Annotated in this window: 15 protein-coding genes and 1 pseudogene; 2 read left to right on the plus strand and 14 right to left on the minus strand. The window is 61.9% G+C overall.

What is annotated here, in order from left to right:
- Nucleotides 1–4: 4 nt before the first annotated feature.
- Together RPG13_RS24090 and RPG13_RS24095 are read right to left on the minus strand one after the other, a co-directional pair.
- Nucleotides 5–1,917, minus strand: a pseudogene (locus tag RPG13_RS24090) (potassium transporter Kup).
- 103 nt (nucleotides 1,918–2,020) lie between these two features.
- Nucleotides 2,021–2,761 carry a pyridoxine 5'-phosphate synthase gene (locus tag RPG13_RS24095; protein WP_337126199.1) on the minus strand — a complete coding sequence of 247 codons (741 nt, stop codon included), beginning with the start codon at nucleotides 2,759–2,761 and terminating at the stop codon, nucleotides 2,021–2,023.
- 111 nt (nucleotides 2,762–2,872) lie between these two features.
- Between RPG13_RS24095 and RPG13_RS24100 the strand changes: the two genes are divergently transcribed.
- Nucleotides 2,873–3,277 (plus strand): STAS/SEC14 domain-containing protein, encoded by a 405-nt coding sequence (locus RPG13_RS24100; protein ID WP_095483403.1) that lies wholly within the window; start codon nucleotides 2,873–2,875, stop codon nucleotides 3,275–3,277.
- Nucleotides 3,278–3,313: 36 nt separating this feature from the next.
- On the opposite strand, the gene RPG13_RS24105 is transcribed toward RPG13_RS24100, so the two are convergent.
- The 9 genes from RPG13_RS24105 to RPG13_RS24145 form a co-directional block, all read right to left on the minus strand.
- Nucleotides 3,314–4,441 (minus strand): ATP-dependent DNA helicase, encoded by a 1,128-nt coding sequence (locus tag RPG13_RS24105; RefSeq protein WP_292500221.1) that lies wholly within the window; start codon nucleotides 4,439–4,441, stop codon nucleotides 3,314–3,316.
- 149 nt (nucleotides 4,442–4,590) lie between these two features.
- Nucleotides 4,591–4,977 (minus strand): nitrile hydratase accessory protein, encoded by a 387-nt coding sequence (locus tag RPG13_RS24110; RefSeq protein WP_337126201.1) that lies wholly within the window; start codon nucleotides 4,975–4,977, stop codon nucleotides 4,591–4,593.
- The gene (gene nthB / locus RPG13_RS24115; RefSeq protein ID WP_337126203.1) at nucleotides 4,964–5,623 is read right to left on the minus strand and encodes a nitrile hydratase subunit beta; all 660 of its coding nucleotides are present in this window, start codon (nucleotides 5,621–5,623) and stop codon (nucleotides 4,964–4,966) included. Before nthB ends, RPG13_RS24110 begins: the two co-directional genes overlap by 14 nt.
- Nucleotides 5,620–6,231 carry a nitrile hydratase subunit alpha gene (gene nthA / locus RPG13_RS24120; protein ID WP_095483485.1) on the minus strand — a complete coding sequence of 204 codons (612 nt, stop codon included), beginning with the start codon at nucleotides 6,229–6,231 and terminating at the stop codon, nucleotides 5,620–5,622. The genes nthB and nthA overlap by 4 nt, the downstream gene beginning before the upstream one ends.
- Nucleotides 6,232–6,297: 66 nt before the next feature.
- Nucleotides 6,298–9,462: an efflux RND transporter permease subunit gene (locus tag RPG13_RS24125; protein WP_337126205.1), complete on the minus strand. Its 3,165-nt coding sequence runs from the start codon at nucleotides 9,460–9,462 to the stop codon at nucleotides 6,298–6,300.
- The gene (locus tag RPG13_RS24130) at nucleotides 9,459–10,694 is read right to left on the minus strand and encodes an efflux RND transporter periplasmic adaptor subunit (RefSeq protein WP_337126207.1); all 1,236 of its coding nucleotides are present in this window, start codon (nucleotides 10,692–10,694) and stop codon (nucleotides 9,459–9,461) included. The genes RPG13_RS24125 and RPG13_RS24130 overlap by 4 nt, the downstream gene beginning before the upstream one ends.
- Nucleotides 10,695–10,861: 167 nt before the next feature.
- The gene (locus tag RPG13_RS24135; RefSeq protein ID WP_337126209.1) at nucleotides 10,862–11,458 is read right to left on the minus strand and encodes a LysE family translocator; all 597 of its coding nucleotides are present in this window, start codon (nucleotides 11,456–11,458) and stop codon (nucleotides 10,862–10,864) included.
- Between the two features lie 151 nt (nucleotides 11,459–11,609).
- Nucleotides 11,610–12,182, minus strand: coding sequence for an acetolactate synthase small subunit (ilvN, locus tag RPG13_RS24140; protein ID WP_095483396.1), 573 nt, complete (start codon nucleotides 12,180–12,182; stop codon nucleotides 11,610–11,612).
- 84 nt (nucleotides 12,183–12,266) lie between these two features.
- Nucleotides 12,267–14,048 carry an acetolactate synthase 3 large subunit gene (locus RPG13_RS24145; RefSeq protein WP_126105945.1) on the minus strand — a complete coding sequence of 594 codons (1,782 nt, stop codon included), beginning with the start codon at nucleotides 14,046–14,048 and terminating at the stop codon, nucleotides 12,267–12,269.
- Nucleotides 14,049–14,523: 475 nt separating this feature from the next.
- On the opposite strand from RPG13_RS24145, the gene RPG13_RS24150 reads away from it, so the two are divergent.
- Nucleotides 14,524–16,326 carry an NAD(P)/FAD-dependent oxidoreductase gene (locus tag RPG13_RS24150; RefSeq protein ID WP_126105944.1) on the plus strand — a complete coding sequence of 601 codons (1,803 nt, stop codon included), beginning with the start codon at nucleotides 14,524–14,526 and terminating at the stop codon, nucleotides 16,324–16,326.
- Between the two features lie 13 nt (nucleotides 16,327–16,339).
- Here RPG13_RS24150 and RPG13_RS24155 read toward each other — a convergent pair whose 3' ends face one another.
- The 3 genes from RPG13_RS24155 to RPG13_RS24165 are packed head-to-tail and all read right to left on the minus strand — an operon-like array spanning nucleotide 16,340 to nucleotide 17,795.
- Nucleotides 16,340–16,867, minus strand: a complete 528-nt coding sequence (locus RPG13_RS24155; RefSeq protein WP_126105943.1) for a GNAT family N-acetyltransferase — start codon at nucleotides 16,865–16,867, stop codon at nucleotides 16,340–16,342.
- 48 nt (nucleotides 16,868–16,915) lie between these two features.
- Entirely contained in the window at nucleotides 16,916–17,224 is a 309-nt protein-coding gene (locus RPG13_RS24160; RefSeq protein WP_126105942.1) for a hypothetical protein, read from the minus strand.
- Nucleotides 17,225–17,228: 4 nt separating this feature from the next.
- Nucleotides 17,229–17,795 (minus strand): helix-turn-helix domain-containing protein, encoded by a 567-nt coding sequence (locus RPG13_RS24165; protein ID WP_095483391.1) that lies wholly within the window; start codon nucleotides 17,793–17,795, stop codon nucleotides 17,229–17,231.
- Between the last annotated feature and the right edge of the window lie 82 nt (nucleotides 17,796–17,877).

Genomic DNA, 17,877 nt, shown 5'->3' on the forward strand with positions numbered 1-17,877 from the left:
TCGACTAGATAGCCACCTGCGTTCCGATCTCAACCACACGTCCGGTCGGGATCTGGAAGTACTCGGTCGCATCCGCTGCCGTGCGCGCCAACCCGATGAACAGCTTGTCCTGCCATACCGGCATGCCGGAATTGGGTGATGCCTTGAGCGAGCGCCGCGACAGGAAGAAGGAGGTCGTCATGATGTCGAACTTCCAGCCCTGCTTGCGGCAGATCGCCAGCGCACGCGGAATGTTGGGCTGTTCCATGTAGCCGAAGGTCAGCGTCACCCGCATGAACAGCTCGTTGATCGTTTCCATCTTGACCCGATCGCTATCGGGCACGAGAGGCTGCTGCGCAGTGACCACCGACAGGATGACGTTCTGTTCGTGCAGAACCTTGTAGTGCTTCAGGCTGTGCATCAGTGCGGTCGGCGCGCTGACTGGATCGCTGGTGAGGAACACGGCCGTACCGGACACCAGCTGCGGTTTCTTCTTCAACAAATTGCCGGCAAGGAAATCGAGCGGAATCTCGTTCCTGCGCGTCTTGTCGAAGAGATAGTGACTCCCGCGTATCCAGGTCCCCATGATCAGCCCCATGAGGCAGGCAACAGCGATTGAAACCCATCCGCCTTCCACGAATTCACAATATTTGCCAGGAAGAAGCCGGTATCTATCGTGCCAAAGAGCAGCGCGAGCGCCGCAGCGAGCGCGATCTGCCATTTCCATTGCCACCGCATCACCACAAATAGCAAAATAGTCGTCATCAGCATTTCGCCTGTCACCGAAATTCCATAAGCGGAAGCCAGGGAACTCGAACTGCCAAAGCCGACGACCAGCAGCATTACGCCGAGCGCGAGAATGAGATTCACGCGCGGCATGTAAATCTGGCCGAGTTGCATCTCGGAAGTATGCTGAACTTCGATTCTGGGCAGAAGATTGAGCTGCACCGCCTGCCGGGTCAGCGAAAACGCCCCGGAGATGACGGCTTGACTGGCGATGACAGTCGCCGCTGTTGCGAGCCCGACCATCGGTATCAGTGCCCAATCTGGCAGCATCTGGAAAAACGGATTGTCGGGCACCCCCCCGTGAGCAAGAACGAACGCGCCTTGCCCAAAATAGCTGAGTAGCAGGCATGGGAAGACGATCCAGAACCAGGCTAGCACGATTGGACGGCGACCGAAGTGCCCAAGATCGACGTAAAGGGCTTCAGCACCGGTAACCGCCAGAAAAACCGCGCCGACGGTGAGAAATGCGCCCGTTTTGGCTTCGGCAAGATAGACGACTGCATAGTAGGGGTTGATTGCCAAAAGCACCGACGGATCGTCGTGAATGTGCACCAATCCGGCAATGCCGATCGCCAGAAACCAGAGCGCCGTCACCGGCCCGAAAACGGAGGCCACTCTACCGGTCCCGAAGCGCTGCACGGCAAACAAGACGGCAAGAATCACCAGTGTAATGGGAACCACGTATGGATCGAACGCCGGAGTCACGACGCTCAGCCCTTCCACTGCTGAAAGCACCGAGATGGCCGGCGTTATGATCGCGTCGCCGAAAAACAGTGCGGCTCCGCAGAGACCAATGGCAAGAATGATGCCAGAACCGGCCGGATAAGCTTTCCGGGCCAGCGCCATAAGCGACAGGGTACCGCCTTCACCCTTGTTGTCCGCCCGAAGCACGAAAGCGACATACTTTATTGTCACGATAATCGTCAGTGCCCAGACGATCAGCGACAGAATGCCCAGAACGGCACTGCGCGGATCGGTGCCGGACGAAGCATGCAGTGCTTCGCGAAGCGCATAGATCGGGCTGGTGCCGATATCGCCGTAGACCACGCCGAGCGCGCCAAGCATCAGGACCTTGGTGCTGTGCTGTTCGACCTTAGAATGGCTTGATTGTTCGACGGGTTCTGCCTCACTACCACTGTTGGTAAGGGCCATGGACAACACTCCGATAAGCGCGCGGTGCTCTACGCTTGCTGCGATGCAATATCAAGTGCCCCAACGTGATGGCTGCCATGTAAGCAATGCGAGGCTTCCATCTCTACCACCCACAGGCCTTCAGAAATCTCTTGACCGTGCCGGCCATGCCATACTCCAACGCATCGGCTGTCAACCCATGTCCGATAGACACTTCGGCCAACGCCGGGATGCGCTTTGCCAATGCCGGCAGGTTGTTCACCACCAGATCATGCCCGGCATTGACCTGAAGCCCGGCGGCAAGTGCGGCATCGGCGGTTTTTCCCAATCTTTCCAGCTCTTTCGCGGCCTTTTCCGAATCGGAATGATAGCTGCCATACGGACCCGTATAGAGCTCGATCCGGTCCGCGCCGGTGTCGCGCGCGGCCTTCACGCCTGCTGGATCCGAATCAGAAAACAACGACACGCGAATGCCGGTTTTCTTCAGGCGTTTGACGATCGGTGTCAGGAACGCCGCGTCGGCAACGAAGTTCCAGCCATGGTCGGAGGTGGCCTGCGCCGGGTCATCCGGCACCAGCGTCACCTGCTCAGGCTGGTGCTTTTCCACAAGCGCCAGGAAATCTTCGCTCGGATAGCCCTCGATGTTGAACTCTGCCCTGGGGAATTCGTCGTCGATCAGCGCCCGGATCTCCGGCAGGTCGGAATGCCTGGTATGCCGTTCGTCGGGCCGCGGATGAACAGTCAGCCCATGGGTGCCCGCGGCAAGCGCGATGCGTCCGAGCCCGGTCACGCTTGGCCACGGCAGATCGCGCCGGTTGCGCAGCATGGCAATGGCATTGAGATTGACGGAAAGTTTTGCGGGCATTTTGCGGGTCCGGGCTGATCTTGTCGCGCATCTATACCGCCTTTGACGGGAACAGACAGGGGGTTTCCGGTGTTCCAGACGGATGGATAATGGCCAGCAAGAGGAAGAGCCGTGAACTATCTTGAAGCCGTGCCGGCGGTTCGCCGCATCGACACCGACCGCGACGACCTGTTCGCCATCGACGTCGTCGGCCATGTGGCGGCGGCCGACGCCGAAAATCTGTTCGGTTTGCTGGAGGCGGCTTACGCGCTGCACCCGAAAATCGACGTGCTGGTGCGCTTGATCGACCATGATGGCGTCGACTGGGTCGATGTGTCGGACGAAACGCTTGAACAGGGCACGGCCCGTGCCGTGGAGCATGTCGGCCGCTGCGCGGCGGTCGGCGAGCCGAACTGGGTACCCGACGCGCAGAGCTTGCTGCCTGCTTCCTTGCCCGTCGACCTCAGGCATTTCGAGGCCAAGGACGAAGCTTCCGCCTGGGAATGGCTCGGCGCCAGACCGATTGCCCCGCGCTGACGCAATCCCAGTCCACGGGGCTGCGGCTCGATCGGCCTATCTGACGATCGTCAGCCGTTCGGCCGCTCGCGTGATCGCGGTATAGAGCCAGCGCTGGCGGGTTTCCTTGAACGCCCAGCTTTCGTCGAAAAGCACGATCTCGTTCCACTGCGAGCCTTGCGCCTTGTGCACGGTCAGCGCGTAGCCGTAGTCGAAATCGTCAAAGCGCTTCTTCTGCTGCCAGGGAATATCGGCGTCCGGATCCTCGAACGCCGCCTTGAGCAGCTTGATCTTGGCGACGCCGCGGTCCGGATCGTCCTCCTCCGGTGAGACCAGCAGATTGATGCCGGGTTTCACCGTCTCGCGCGACGAGGTCATCACCTTCCACAGCGAACCGTTGAGCAGCCCCTTGGCCGGGTCGTTGCGCAGACAGACGAGTTTGTCGCCGGCCTGCGGGTAGTCGGCATTGAACCCCTTCAGCTCGCGCAGCCGCTGATTATAGCGACGCCGCGTCCTGTTGGTGCCGACCAGCACCTGGTCCGCCTTCAGCACCAGCTCCTGGGTGACGTCTTCCTTGCCGATCACCTGCGCCGTGCCATAGTCGCCGCGCATGAATTCGCGGCCCTCGCGCACGTCGAGCGCCAGCCGGAGGATCGGGTTGTCGCGCGCCTGCCGGTGGATTTCGGTGAGCAGAATATCCGGCTCATGGTCGGTGAAGAAGCCGCCGCCCGAGATCGGCGGCAACTGGCCGGGGTCGCCGAGAACAAGGATCGGCGTGCCGAAACTCAAGAGGTCACGGCCAAGCTGCTCGTCGACCATCGAGCATTCGTCGATGACGACGAGCTTGGCTCGCGAGATCGGGCTTTGCCGGTTGAGTGAAAACGTCGGCGACATCGAGGTCTTGCCGGTCACCTCGTCGGCTACAGATTCCTCGCCCTTCGGCCGGTAGATCAGCGAGTGAATGGTGCGGGCATTGAGCGCGCCCTTGGAACGCAGCACTTGCGCCGCCTTGCCGGTGAAGGCTGCGAACTGCACCTGGCCGTCGACATGTTCGGCGAAATAGCGCGCCAGCGTCGTCTTGCCGGTGCCGGCATAGCCGAACAGCCGGAAGAGCTGCGGCTTTCCAGTCTTGAGCCAGTTGGCGACCGCTTTCAGCGCATCGTCCTGTTGAGGAGAGAATTCCATCAGCGCGAGAGACCGGATTCGCGAGGGAAAGACAAGGCCGACGGCCACCGCCACCAAATTGTCGGCGGCGGGCTGCACCGCCTCCAATAACGCAAACTATCAGGCAGAAAGCGGAACGTAAAGAGAACAAAAGGTCGGTCAGCCACGACCTATCCGGTCGGGCCGGCACGACCTTCGGTCGGCCTGGGATCGTTCTCGAGCAGGATCGGCTTGCCGTGCGGCGTCGCATGCGCGGCGCGTTCCCAGGCGCCAGCGAGCGCATCGACGTCGCCCTTTCCGGCAACGCCTTTGGCCGACAGCAAATTTTCCAGCGCCGCCAGCCAGTGCTCGTAATAGTCATGGCCATCGCTTGCTGCACCCGGCTTCTTGACCTCGGCGGACAAGGCGTCCGCCCATTCGCTCCAGGAAAACAAGCCCTTGTCGTGCAGCGCAACCGTCATGGCGAAGGCTTCCGCCTGCCACGGCTCGGCGAACACCGGCGCATCGAGGCCCGCGGGCAGCTTGGCAGCGTGTGACTTCGCCTCACGCTGGCTCAAGGTAGCTCTCCCAGGCGTCGATCGACACGGTCAGCGTCGGGTCGGCGCTATCGCCCCAAATCTCCGCGCCGTCGAAAGCCACCGTATAGACCCATTGCGGGTTTTCGCCCTGGCCGTGCGCATTTGTATCAGGGAAGACAAAACCATCGCGCACAGCCTCGACGACGCCCTGCTTGCCGCGTGCGTAGCGCGGCAGCCTTGTGTGGCCGGTCGGATGAAAATTCTTCGTCCGCACGAGGTCGCCCAGTTTGAACCGCGCCGATGTGGCAATCGGCCGGTCGCAGGGGCCGCCCTTGGCCAGCACCGCCGGCACGTTTTCGGCCTTCAGCACTCGCTTTGGCGTCGCCGCAGGGTCGACCGCCTTGCCCGTGGCCAGATCGCTATCGCTGACGAAGCCGTGTCGCTTCAGCAAGGTTTCGAGCGCCTTGATCCAGATCTCATAATAGCTGGAGGCATAATAGTCGGCGGGATGCAGCGATTCCCGCGCATGCCGGCTCTCGTCGATATTCCAGGCGCCCATAGCGCCGGCGCACAGCGTCACGCCCAGCGCCCGCCTTTCCCAGTCGGCATGGAAATAAGGTTCGTCCTTTTCGGGCGCGACCGGCCCGAACCCCATCTGTCCGCCGAGATCCTGCGGCCCGTTCATGCCGGCTCCCGCGCCAGTCCGGTGCCGATCATGGCGTCGCGCGTCACCAGATCCGCCAGCCGCTCCTCGCTCCAGCCCTCGGTGCCTTCAGGCCGCATCGGCACGACGAGGTAACGCAACTCGGCGGTGGAATCCCATACCCGGATTTTTGTCGTCCTCGGCAGTGTCAGTCCGAATTCCTCGAGCACGCCGCGCGGATCGATGACCGCGCGCGAACGATAGGGCGGCGCCTTGTACCACACCGGGGGCAACCCAAGCACCGACCACGGGTAGCAGGAGCACAGCGTGCAGACGACGAGGTTGTGCGTGTCTGCCGTGTTGAAGACAGCCTGCATGTGCTCACCCTGCCGGCCGGTGTAGCCGAGCGAGCCGATCGCCGCCGTCGCGTCGCGCTTCAGCCACTCGGCATAGTCGGCATCGACCCACGCCTTCGCCACCACCTTGGCGCCGTTGCGCGGACCGATTTTTGTCTCGTAGGTGTCGACGATCACGTCGATCGCGGTCGGATCGATCAGCCCTTTCTGGGTGAGGATAGTCTCCAGCGCGCGCACCCGGGCGGCAAAAGGATCAAGCTCGTTATCGTGGTGGTGATCATGGTTGTGGGACATGGCCATAAAACTACGACTGCAAGCATCTCATCGCAAGCGCCGCGGCTTGGGCCAGCCCATTGGCCTCTATTCCGCTGCCGCCTTCTGCGGCTCGCCCTGCAACTCTTCTTCGCCCTCGAACAGCGAAGGCTGGTCGACGGCTTCGACGGGTGGCTGCTCGTCCCGACGCCTCGGCCACAGCCTGACAAGCCAACCGGAAAGATGCTCCATGTAGACATAGATGACCGGGGTGACGAACAGCGTCAGCGCTTGCGAAGCGACCAGGCCGCCGACCACCGCCACGCCGAGCGGCTGGCGCAGTTCGGCGCTGGCGCCGGTGCCGAGCGCGATCGGAATCGTGCCCATCAGCGCCGCCAATGTCGTCATCATGATCGGACGGAAGCGCATCAGGCAGGCTTTGTGAATGGAATCGAGCGGCGACATCCCGTCGCGCCTGAGCTCGAGCGCGACATCGATCATCATGATGCCGTTCTTCTTGACGATGCCGATCAGCATCAGGATGCCGATGACCGCAATCACCGACAGGTCCATTCCCGCAAGCCGCAACGCAACAAGCGCGCCGAGCACCGCCGACGGCAGTCCGGTCAGGATGGTCAGCGGATGGATGAAGCTTTCATAAAGGATGCCGAGGACGATGTAGATGGTCAGGATCGCGCCGCCGATCAATAGCCCCTGGTTGGCAAGCGAATCCTGGAACGTTTTCGCCGTGCCCGAAAAAGTAGTCGAGATCGTCGCCGGCATGCCGATCTTTTGCTTCAGCGCATTGATGCGGGTGACGCTGTCGCCGAGCGCGACGCCCTGCGGCAGATTGTAGGAGATGGTCACCGCCGGAAGCTGGCCGAGCTGATTGACGGTCAAGGCACCGGCGGTCCGATCGACACGAGCGAAGGCGCCGAGCGGCACCAGGCTGCCGCTGGCCGTTCTCACCTTGATCGCCAGCATCCTTTCTGGCGACCACTCGATTCTCGGGTCGAGCTCCATGATCACCTCGTAGCTGTCGGCGGAGCCGAAGATGGTCGACACCTGCTCGGTGCCGAAACCGCCATAGAGGCTGGAGCGCAACGTATCGGTGTCGACGCCGAGCGTCGCCGCCTTGTCGCGATCGACCACCAACGACGCCTGCAAGGCGTTGTTCTGCAAATCATTGGTGACGTCGGTGAAGGCTGCGTGATCGGCGGCCATCGCATCGGTGAGCTTCTGCGCCCAAACGTCCGCCGCGCCTATGTCAAGGCCCTGCACAACGAGCTGATAGGCGCTGGCCGAAGCGCGCGCGCCGAGCCGCAGGTTCTGCACCGGCTGCATGAAGGTTTCGATGCCTGGGACATTGGCCAGCTGCCGCCGCAGGTCCGAGAGCACCTTGTCGAGATCGGGGCGCTGGTCCTTATCCTTCAATTGCACATAGAGCCGGCCCTGGTTGAGCGCATTGTCTCCGCTGCCTACCGACCACCCGACATGCGAGACATAGGGTGAATGGGTGAAGACATCAGCCACTTGCCCCTGCAGCTTCACCATGGCGTCGAACGAAATGTCCTGGCGCGCGGTGGTCGTCACCGAAATCTGGCCGATATCCTCCTGCGGGAAGAAGCCTTTCGGCGAGGTCTGGATCAGCCAGACCGACATTGCGGCCGTCCCGACGAAGACGAGAAAAACCAGGAAACTGTGCCGCAGGCAAAAGGTTAGCAGCCAGTCATAGCCCCGCATGAAGACATTGTGTTTGTGACCTTCGCCCTGCGCTGCCTCGCGGTCGGCCTTCGACACCGACAGAAGCCGCGAACACAGCATCGGCGTCAGCGTCAGCGACACGAACATCGACGCCAGGATGGCGACCGTCACCACCACCGCGAATTCGTTGAAGATGCGGCCGATCACTCCGCCCATCAAAAGCACGGGGATGAACACCGCGACCAGCGAGATCGAGATTGAGATGATAGTGAAGCCGATTTCGCGGGCGCCCTTGAGCGCCGCGTCGAGGGCCGATAGCCCGTCCTCCTCCATGTGGCGAAAAATGTTCTCCAGCATGACAATCGCGTCGTCGACGACAAGGCCGACCGCCAGCGTCAGACCCATCAGCGAGATGTTGTCGATGGAAAAGCCGAACAGGAACATGGCGCCGAGCGTGGCGATCAGTGAGATCGGCACCGCCACCGCCGGGATGATCGTTGCCGTCACCCGGCGCAGGAACAGGAAGATCACCATGACCACCAGCGCGATGGTGAGCAGCAGCGTGAACTGCACGTCGTCTACCGCCTCGCGGATCGAAGTCGAGCGGTCGTTGAGCAGCTGGATGCTGGCCGCCGCCGGCATCTGATCCTGGAACGACGGCAGCATCGCCTTGACGCGGTCGACGACGTCGACGGTGTTGGCATCGGGCTGGCGCTGCACGGCCATGATGATCGCGCGAGTGCCGTCGTACCAGCTGGCTGTCGTCGTGGTCTCGACTGAATCGATGACGCGTGTCACCTCGCCGAGCCGCACCGGACGGCCGTTCTTGGTGGCTATGATGATGTTGGAAAATCCCGCCGCGTTGGTCAGCTGCGTATTGGCGGTGATCGTCAGCTGCTGCTTGTCGTTCTGCAGCACGCCGAGCGGCGTGTTGCTGTTGGCCGAGGCGATCGCCGTCTGCAGCTGGTCGATCGAAATGCCGCGTGCGGCGAGCGCCGTCGGATCGATCTGGACGCGCACGGCGTATTTCTGCTGCCCGAAGATCGAGACCTGCGCCACGCCGTCGATCGTCGACAGCGACGGCGAGATCACATTCTCGGCAAAGGCATCGAGATCGGTCAGCGGAACCGTGTCGCTGACCAGCGACATCAGCAGGATCGGCGCATCGGCCGGATTGACCTTGCGGTAGCTCGGCGGGCTGGTCATCTCGGGCGGCAATTGCCGCTGCGTTCGCGCGATCGCCGCCTGCACGTCGGCCGCCGCGGCGTCGATATCGCGGTTGAGCACGAACTGAATGGCGATCGAGGTCGAGCCGAGCGAGTTGGTGGTGGAGATCGAATCGATGCCGGCGATGGTGGCGAACTGCTTGATCAATGGCGTTGCCACCGAGGTCGCCATGGTTTCCGGCGAGGCGCCGGGCAGCGAGGCCGAGACGTTGACCACCGGAAACTCGGCGCTCGGCAGAGCGGCCACCGGCAGGAACTTGTAAGCGAACAGCCCGCCCAGCACGAGCGCGAAGGACATGAGTAGTGTGGCGACGGGCCTGCGGATGCAGAATTCGGAGATCATGGACGCGCCTCGCCAGTCTCGGCAACCTTGGGAGACGCTTGATCACCAGGCCCGATCGAAGCTTCGGCTTCGCGGACCGGCGAGCCGTTCTTCAGCCTTGTCTGGCCCTCGACGACGACACGTTCGCCGCTCTTTAGCCCTTCGCCGACAGCGCTGTTGTCGCCTTCAGTCAGTGCGACCTGCACGGGCCGCATCTCCACCGTGTTGTCAGGCTTGATCACATAGACGAACGGCCCCTTCTGGCTGGGCTGGACCGCAACCGTGGGAACGGAAGTCATTTCCGGCATGATGCCGGCATCAAGCACGACATTCACATATTGGCCCGGCCACAGCGAAAGATCGGCATTGGGCACGCTGGCCCTGGTTGCGATCGTGCCGGAGGCGGTGTCGACGCTGGAATCGACGAAATCGAGGGTTCCCTTGCCGATCGGTGTCGGGTCACCGTCCCTGGTCAGAGTGACTGCGCCTTCCTGCGGCGCCGCCAGCGCGTTGTGCAGCAAGGCAAGATCGCTTTCCGGAAGATTGAAGTTCACCTGCAGCGGGTCCACCTGGGTGATGGTCACCAGCGGGGTCGACGTGCTGTTGCCGTTGCTGGTAGTGACGAGATCGCCAATCGTGACGCTGACCGCGCCCAGCCTGCCGGAAATCGGCGCCGTGATCGTGGCAAAGCCAAGCTGGACCTCGTCCGCATCGATCGTCGCTTTGTCGGCGTCGACCGTGGCCGCGGCGGACTTCTGCGCGGCGATCGCCTGATCGTAGGTCTGCTGCGTGCCGGCCTGCCTGGCGACAAGATTCTTGGCGCGCTGAAGATCGGCCGTGGCACTGGCAAGCAACGCCTGGTCCTTGGCGAGCGTCGCCTGGTCACGGGCCAGTTGCGCCTTCAGAGCACGATCGTCCAGCGAGAACAGAAGGTCGCCAGCCTTCACCATTTGCCCGTCCTTGACGGCGATCGATGTGATCTGGCTCGAGATCCGCGCGTTCACGCTGACCACGGCGGGGGAGGATACGAAGCCGATGGCGTAGCGCCGGACCGGGAAGTCGGCCTTCGAAGCGGTGGCGGCAACCACCGAGGTAGAACGTGCGGCATTTGCGGCGGCCGCCGGTTTGTCAGGTGCCGCCTGCCCCGCTGACAGCATCTGCCGGACCTTCTCCGTTGCAGCGGGCGAAAGATAGAGCCCAGCCGCGACAAGGCAGGCGATCGCAAGCACCGCAAGCACGATCTTTCCACGCATCGCCAAAAAGCCTTCTATCCGACACGCCGTGGTTCGGTGGTCATATCTGGCATAACTCGCAGCCTGGTGCCGCGGTTTCACCAAATAGATAGAAGGCGCCGAGGGCGAAAAAGTGCCAAAACCCGGCATTACGAAGATTTAATGTGCAGTGCACAATAAAGCGACGGCTACCGCAGCATCGGCCACAGCGTCGCCGCCAGCAGCACGCCCATGGCGATGTTGAACCATTTCAGCCGCACCGGATCAGACAGAAAACCGCGCAGCGCCATGCCGAAACCTGCCCACGCCGAAACGCTCGGCAGGTTGACGACGGTGAAGGCTATCGAGATCAACGCCACCGAAAGAAATGGATGCTCCGGAATGGCATAGACGGCCATGGCGGTGATCGCCATCACCCAAGCCTTGGGATTGACCCACTGGAATGCTGCCGCATCGATGAAACGCATCGGTCGCGCCTTAGCCTCGCCCTTGCCGCTGAGCGAACGCGACATGGCGATCTTCCACGCGAGATAGAGCAGGTAGACGCCGCCCGCGATCTTCAACCCGGTGTGCAGCAGCGGAAACGCAGTCAGCACGGCGCCCAGACCGAAGCCGACGGCCAGCAACAGCACGAGGAAGCCGATGCTGATGCCCAGCATATGCGGAATGGTTTTGGCGAAACCGAAGTTCACACCGGAAGCCAGAAGCATGAAGTTGTTCGGACCCGGCGTGATCGAGGTCACGAAGGCATAGACCAGCAGGGCGAAGAATGCGTCGAGGGTCATGGGCTTCTTCCCAAGCAGGTCAGCAATATTGTCCTTTTACCGCAGACGCACAAAGGCCACCTCACGGCGGCAGCCGGGCCAGAAGATCAGGATCAAGGCGACAGAATAAATACAGGTGGCGCCAGAGCACTGGACCCAAAGCGCCGCACGATCACATCCCTTGCGGACCGCGGTTCAACGCCGCCACGCCGGTGCGGCAGATTTCGACCAGGCCGAGCGGCTTCATGATGGCGATGAACTGGTCGATCTTGGAACCCTTGCCGGTGATCTCGAAGATGAAATGCTCGGTGTTGGCGTCGATGACGCTGGCGCGGAAGGCATCGGCCAGCCTCAGCGCCTCGACGCGGGCTTCGCCGGTGCCGGCCACTTTCACCAGCGCGAGCTCGCGCTCCAGAGGCCGATCCTGGCCGAGCTCATGCGAGCGCACGGTGAGATCGACAACACGGTGCACCGGCACGATGCGCTCGAGCTGGTGCTTGATCTGCTCCAGCACATGCGGCGTGCCGCGCGTCACGATGGTGATGCGCGACAAATGCTTCTCATGCTCGGTTTCGGAGACCGTCAGGCTTTCGATATTGTAGCCGCGTCCGGAGAACAGGCCGATGACCCGGGCCAGCACGCCCGGCTCATTGTCGACCAGCACGGAAAGCGTGTGAGTCTCCGGCTTTTCCGTTTCCTTGGCGATGAAGTAGGCGGAGCCGGTCGGTTGAAGCTGTGCGTTCATGACATGAATCTCGATTTCAAACTTTTGAGCTAATTCTCTGTTTCCGCACGGCTTCTTCCAACAAGCCCTGCCTCGGCCTGGGGGCTACACCAGTTCCCTGCCCTTGGCGTCGATGGCGTTGGCCACCGCCTCGTCGGTCGCCTCGTCCGGCAGAAGCATCTCGTTATGCGCCTTGCCCGACGGGATCATCGGGAAGCAGTTGGCAAGTGTGGCGACCCGACAGTCGAAGATCACCGGTTTCTTCACCGCGATCATCTCCTTGATCGCGTCGTCCAGCTCGTCCGGTTTCTCGCAGCGAATGCCATGGCCGCCATAGGCTTCGGCGAGCTTGACGAAATCCGGCATCGCCTCGGTGTAGGAATGCGACAGCCGGTTGCCGTGCAGAAGCTGCTGCCACTGCCGCACCATGCCCATATACTGGTTGTTGAGGATGAAGATCTTGATCGGTGCGTCGTGCTGCACCGCCGCGCTCATCTCCTGCATCGTCATCTGCACCGAGGCATCGCCGGCAATATCAATGACCAGCGCATCCGGGTGTGCGATCTGCACGCCGAGCGCCGCCGGCAGGCCGTAGCCCATCGTGCCGAGCCCACCGGAGGTCATCCAGCGGTTCGGCTTCTCGAAATGATAGTGCTGCGCCGCCCACATCTGGTGCTGGCCGACCTCGGTGGTGATGTAAGTGTCCATGTCCTTGGTCAGCGCGTAGAGCCGCTGGACGGCATATTGCGGCATGATCACATCGTGATTCATCTTGTAGGCAAGCGAATCCCGCGCGCGCCATTTCGCGATCTGCTCCCACCATGGGTGGAGCGCCTTCTTGTCGGCCTTGGCAGTCGCCCGCCACAGCCGCACCAGATCCTCCAGCACCCGGCCGACGTCGCCTATGATCGGCACATCGGTGTGGACGTTCTTGTTGATCGAGGACGGATCGATATCGATATGGATCTTCTTCGAGTTCGGCGAGAACGCGGTGAGCCGGCCGGTGATACGGTCGTCGAAGCGCGCGCCGATGCAGACCATGACGTCGCAATCATGCATCGCCATGTTGGCTTCATAGGTGCCGTGCATGCCGAGCATGCCCATCCAGTTCTTGCCCGATGCCGGATAGGCGCCAAGGCCCATCAGTGTCGAGGTGATCGGGAAGCCGGTGAGGTCGACCAGTTCGCGCAGCAAATGGCTGGCTTCCGGGCCGGAATTGATGACACCGCCGCCCGTATAGAGGATCGGCCTTTTGGCGTTGGCCATCAGTTCGACCGCCGCCTTGATCTTTTCCAGGTCGCCCTGGACCTTAGGCTGATAGCTCGTGCGCGGCGCCGTCTGCGGCGGCACATAGATGCCCTTGGCGAACTGCACGTCCTTCGGGATGTCGACGACGACCGGACCGGGACGTCCTGTCGTCGCGACATGAAACGCCTCGTGGATGATTGCCGCGAGCTCGTTGACGTCCTTCACCAGCCAATTGTGCTTGGTGCAGGGCCGCGTGATGCCGATCGTGTCGCACTCCTGGAAGGCATCCGAGCCGATCAGCGATGTCGGCACCTGGCCGGTCAGGCAGACCAGCGGGATCGAATCCATCAGCGCATCCTGCAGCGGCGTCACCGCATTGGTGGCGCCCGGCCCCGAAGTCACCAGCATGACGCCGGCCTTGCCGGTCGAGCGCGCATAGCCCTCCGCCGCATGGCCCGCGCCCTGCTCGTGACGGACAAGGATGTGCTCGACCTCATCCTGCTGGAAGATCTCATCATAGATCGGGAGAACCGCGCCGCCCGGATAGCCGAAAACATGCTTGACGCCATTGTCCTTCAGCGCCTGCACCACCATTTCGGCGCCGGTCATTTCGCGCCGCTCGTTCTGTCCACTGCTCATCGGTCTGGTCCCGTACTGTCCGCCATCAGGCGATTGCTGGTCGTTTAGTCGTGTTTCGGGCAATAAAAAAGGCCCCCGAGGGAGCCTGTGTGTGCGCATGGGAGGTTTTCGCCCGGCGGTTACACCGCCTTGCCCACGCGCTTTCCTACTACGAGAATGAGTGCCGTTTTCATGGTGGCGGACAATAGAATTGGTTTTGCGCCGCTGTCAACGGCCAATGTGCACAACGCCAAAACGGTTCGGGGCGGTTGGCCGTGTCAGACAGGCCCGTTGGCGCCCATCGCGTTGAACCACCGTTCCGGTACGACCGCCGGCAGGATCAGTGTCCGCGATCGTCCCGATAAGCCATTGAAACCACGCCAAACTATTTGACGACGTGACGCGGCGCATAGTTTGCCGCGATACTCCGGCCAACCGGACTGGGAGGGTCCGGCAAAGCCACGATGACGACCAGGACTTCACGGGAGGAAATTTGATGCTCGACAAGGCCCCAGCCCAGAAACTGACCGACCTGCTCGACCAATTCGGTGCAGCGCTCGCCGCCGGCGACATCGACAAGGCGGTCGGGTGCTTTCAGGAAGACTGCTACTGGCGCGACCTGGTGACCTTCACCTGGAACATCAAGACCATGGAAGGTCGCGACCAGGTGCGCGACATGCTGATGAGCCAGTTGGCGAAGACAAAACCTTCGAACTGGGCGATCGCCAAGGGCGAGGACGCCAGCGAAAACGGCGAGCTGCTGGAGGGCTGGATCAGCTTCGAAACGGAGGTTGCGCGCGGCTTCGGCCATATCAGACTGAAGAACGGCAAGATCTGGACGCTGCTCACCACCATGGTCGAGCTGAAGGGCCATGAGGAACCCGCCGGCTTCGCCCGGCCGTTGGGCGCCAAGCATGGCCACGGCAAAAATCGTCCAACCTGGAAGGAGGAGCGCGAGAAGGAGGCGACTGAACTCGGCTTTATCAGTCAGCCCCACACGCTCATCGTCGGCGGCGGCCAGGGCGGCATCGCGCTCGGTGCCCGGTTGCGGCAGCTCGGCGTGCCGACCATCATCGTCGAGAAGAACGAGCGCGCCGGCGATTCATGGCGCAAGCGTTACAAGTCGCTCTGCCTGCACGACCCGGTCTGGTACGATCATCTGCCCTATATCGATTTTCCGAAGAACTGGCCGGTCTTCTCGCCCAAGGACAAGATCGGTGACTGGCTGGAAATGTACGCCAAGGTCATGGAGCTGAATTACTGGTCCTCGACCGAGGCCAAGAGCGCCACCTATGACGACAAGAAGAAGGAATGGACCGTCATCGTCCACCGCGACGGCAAAGATATCACGTTGAAGCCGAAGCATCTGGTGCTGGCGACGGGACAGTCAGGCAAGGCCAATTTGCCGAAATTCAAGGGCATGGACAACTTCAAGGGTGATCAGCACCATTCCTCCAAGCACCCCGGCCCCGATGCCTATGCCGGCAAGCGCGCCGTCGTCATCGGCTCGAACAACTCAGCCCATGACATCGCCGCAGCCCTTTGGGAGGCCGGCGCCGATGTCACCATGGTGCAGCGCTCGACCACCCATATCTCCAGATCCGACACGCTGATGGAAATCGGACTGGGTTCGCTCTACTCGGAAAAAGCCGTGCAAGGCGGTATGACCACGGCCAAGGCCGACCTCGTCTTTGCGTCCCTGCCCTACAAGATCCTGCATGAATTCCAGATCCCGGCCTACGCCGAGATGAAGAAGCGCGACGCCAAATTCTACGAGGGGCTGGAAAGGGCAGGATTCATGCTCGACTGGGGCGATGACGATTCCGGCCTGTTCATGAAATATCTCAGGCGCGGCTCAGGCTACTACATCGATGTCGGTGCTTCCGACCTCATCATCGATGGCTCGATCAAGCTGAAAAGCGGCGTCGAGGTCAAGGAGGTCCGGGAGCATTCGGTCCTGCTTAGCGACGGATCGGACCTGCCGGCCGACCTCATCGTCTACGCCACCGGCTATGGCTCGATGAACGGCTGGGCGGCCGACCTGATATCCAGGGACGTTGCCGATAAGGTCGGAAAATGCTGGGGCCTCGGCTCCAACACTACCAAGGATCCCGGCCCCTGGGAGGGCGAATTGCGCAATATGTGGAAGCCGACGCAACAGGAAGCACTGTGGTTCCATGGCGGCAATCTGCACCAGTCGCGCCACTATTCGCAATTCCTGTCGCTGCAGTTGAAGGCGCGGCACGAAGGCATCGCAACGCCGGTCTACGGGCTGCAGCAGGTCCATCACAAGGGATAGAAATTCAGAGCAGTCACCGGGACTGGCCGATGCGCTTCCAGTAGATAAGCGTACCGGTCAGCCCGCCATGCGGCTTCAACGCGTAGTCCGGTATTTCGCCGGCTAGCGTGAATCCCAGCCTCTCATAGAGGCCGGAGGCGCCCTCCTCTGCCGCTGTATCCAGGACCAGCAACGTGCGGCCTTTCTCGACAGCGAGGCTTTCGGCCGCCCGCATCAGGCGAGTCGCCACGCCCTTGCCGCGATGATCGACACGGGTCATCAGCTTGGCGATCTCGGCCCGGTGCGGCTGGTTGGGAGGACAGTCGTGCAGCAAGGTGACGGTGCCGACCAGAGCCTTGCCATCCCATGCACCGAGCACCGCTCTTTCGCCTCTTGCCGCGGCCATAAGCGATCTGGTCCAGAAGGCGCCTGCAGCTTCCGGCGCCAGCGGATGCATGAAACTGACTGATCCGCCGGTCGCAACCGTCTCAATCAGCATATCGACCAGCATTGCCTGGGCTCCCGCAGCCTGGGTCAGAGCCTTGATTTCGATGGAGCTCATGCGTGCGATGTCCTTTGACTGCGTGGAGCGATCTGCGTGTTCCAGCCGTCAATCCAGACGACTGACTCGGCGTCGCTTTCGTGCTGCCTTGATCGCGGCGATGCGATCGGTGTCCTTTGGCTGCAGATGCAGCCCGCGTTCCAGGATTTCGAGCGTATATTCCTCATAGGTCAGGCCCAGCCGCTCGGCCTTTTCCATCCGCATCAGCATCACGTCGCGGCTCGGCGCCTTCCACGCCTTGGCATGCGCAGCCTGCCAGGCAAGGAAGATATAAGGGTCGCCCTTGCCCCATGGAGGTCCCTTGTAGTCGTCGAGTGGCGGTCCGCCATTGTCGGTGCGTTTGGGACGGCGTGCCATGCGTTCAGCCTCTTGCCAGCGCAACCAAATAGTCGGCGGCGTCCGGTCCAGGAGCATGGAAGGTGCAATTCGACGGCGCGCCAAGCGCCAGGCAGTCACCGGGTTCGAGACTATGCACGACATCGCCCTCGGTGAATTCCAGCCGTCCGGAAATCAGCCAGATCTGCTGTCTGATGAAGGCGTAGGACGCGGCCGGAAAACTCACCTTGGCTCCCGCCGGCAATTGCACCCGGATCAGTTCGAGCGGCATGTCCGAGACCGGCGAAAGATGCCGCCTGATATAGCCGGTGGCGGGATCGCGCCAGACCGGCTGATCGCTTTGGCGAAGCAGCCCGCCGCCCTGCAGCTCCGCCCGCGCGATGAGGGTGGAAAGCGTCATGCCGAAGGCCGCTGCGATGCGCACCAGAAGTGCTGCGGTCGGGCTCGTCTTGCCGCGTTCTATCGTGCTGAGCATGGCCTTAGACACGCCGGAGCGGTCCGCGAGCTCCGCCAGTGACCAGTCCTTCAAAGCCCTTTCGGCGCGTATTCTCCTGCCGATGGTCGAGGAGATATCGTTCGCTATAACAGTCATTAATCCGATATATCGAAATTTCGGATTCGAGCAAGAGGCCGATCGGTTCAATTTTCGCGAATGGCTTAATGCCCTCTACACC

The organism is Mesorhizobium sp. ISC15 (assembly GCF_037162615.1).
Lineage (GTDB): Bacteria > Pseudomonadota > Alphaproteobacteria > Rhizobiales > Rhizobiaceae > Mesorhizobium > Mesorhizobium mediterraneum.

Excerpts from the sequence above, each read along its gene's own strand:
- RPG13_RS24095 (WP_337126199.1), bottom strand. The coding sequence starts at position 2,761 with ATGCCCGCAAAACTTTCCGTCAATCTCAATGCCATTGCCATGCTGCGC.
- RPG13_RS24105 (WP_292500221.1), bottom strand. The coding sequence starts at position 4,441 with ATGGAATTCTCTCCTCAACAGGACGATGCGCTGAAAGCGGTCGCCAAC.
- nthB (WP_337126203.1), bottom strand. The coding sequence starts at position 5,623 with ATGAACGGGCCGCAGGATCTCGGCGGACAGATGGGGTTCGGGCCGGTC.
- nthA (WP_095483485.1), bottom strand. The coding sequence starts at position 6,231 with ATGTCCCACAACCATGATCACCACCACGATAACGAGCTTGATCCTTTT.
- RPG13_RS24125 (WP_337126205.1), bottom strand. The coding sequence starts at position 9,462 with ATGATCTCCGAATTCTGCATCCGCAGGCCCGTCGCCACACTACTCATG.
- RPG13_RS24130 (WP_337126207.1), bottom strand. The coding sequence starts at position 10,694 with ATGCGTGGAAAGATCGTGCTTGCGGTGCTTGCGATCGCCTGCCTTGTC.
- RPG13_RS24135 (WP_337126209.1), bottom strand. The coding sequence starts at position 11,458 with ATGACCCTCGACGCATTCTTCGCCCTGCTGGTCTATGCCTTCGTGACC.
- ilvN (WP_095483396.1), bottom strand. The coding sequence starts at position 12,182 with ATGAACGCACAGCTTCAACCGACCGGCTCCGCCTACTTCATCGCCAAG.
- RPG13_RS24145 (WP_126105945.1), bottom strand. The coding sequence starts at position 14,048 with ATGAGCAGTGGACAGAACGAGCGGCGCGAAATGACCGGCGCCGAAATG.
- RPG13_RS24150 (WP_126105944.1), top strand. The coding sequence starts at position 14,524 with ATGCTCGACAAGGCCCCAGCCCAGAAACTGACCGACCTGCTCGACCAA.
- RPG13_RS24155 (WP_126105943.1), bottom strand. The coding sequence starts at position 16,867 with ATGAGCTCCATCGAAATCAAGGCTCTGACCCAGGCTGCGGGAGCCCAG.
- RPG13_RS24160 (WP_126105942.1), bottom strand. The coding sequence starts at position 17,224 with ATGGCACGCCGTCCCAAACGCACCGACAATGGCGGACCGCCACTCGAC.
- RPG13_RS24165 (WP_095483391.1), bottom strand. The coding sequence starts at position 17,795 with ATGACTGTTATAGCGAACGATATCTCCTCGACCATCGGCAGGAGAATA.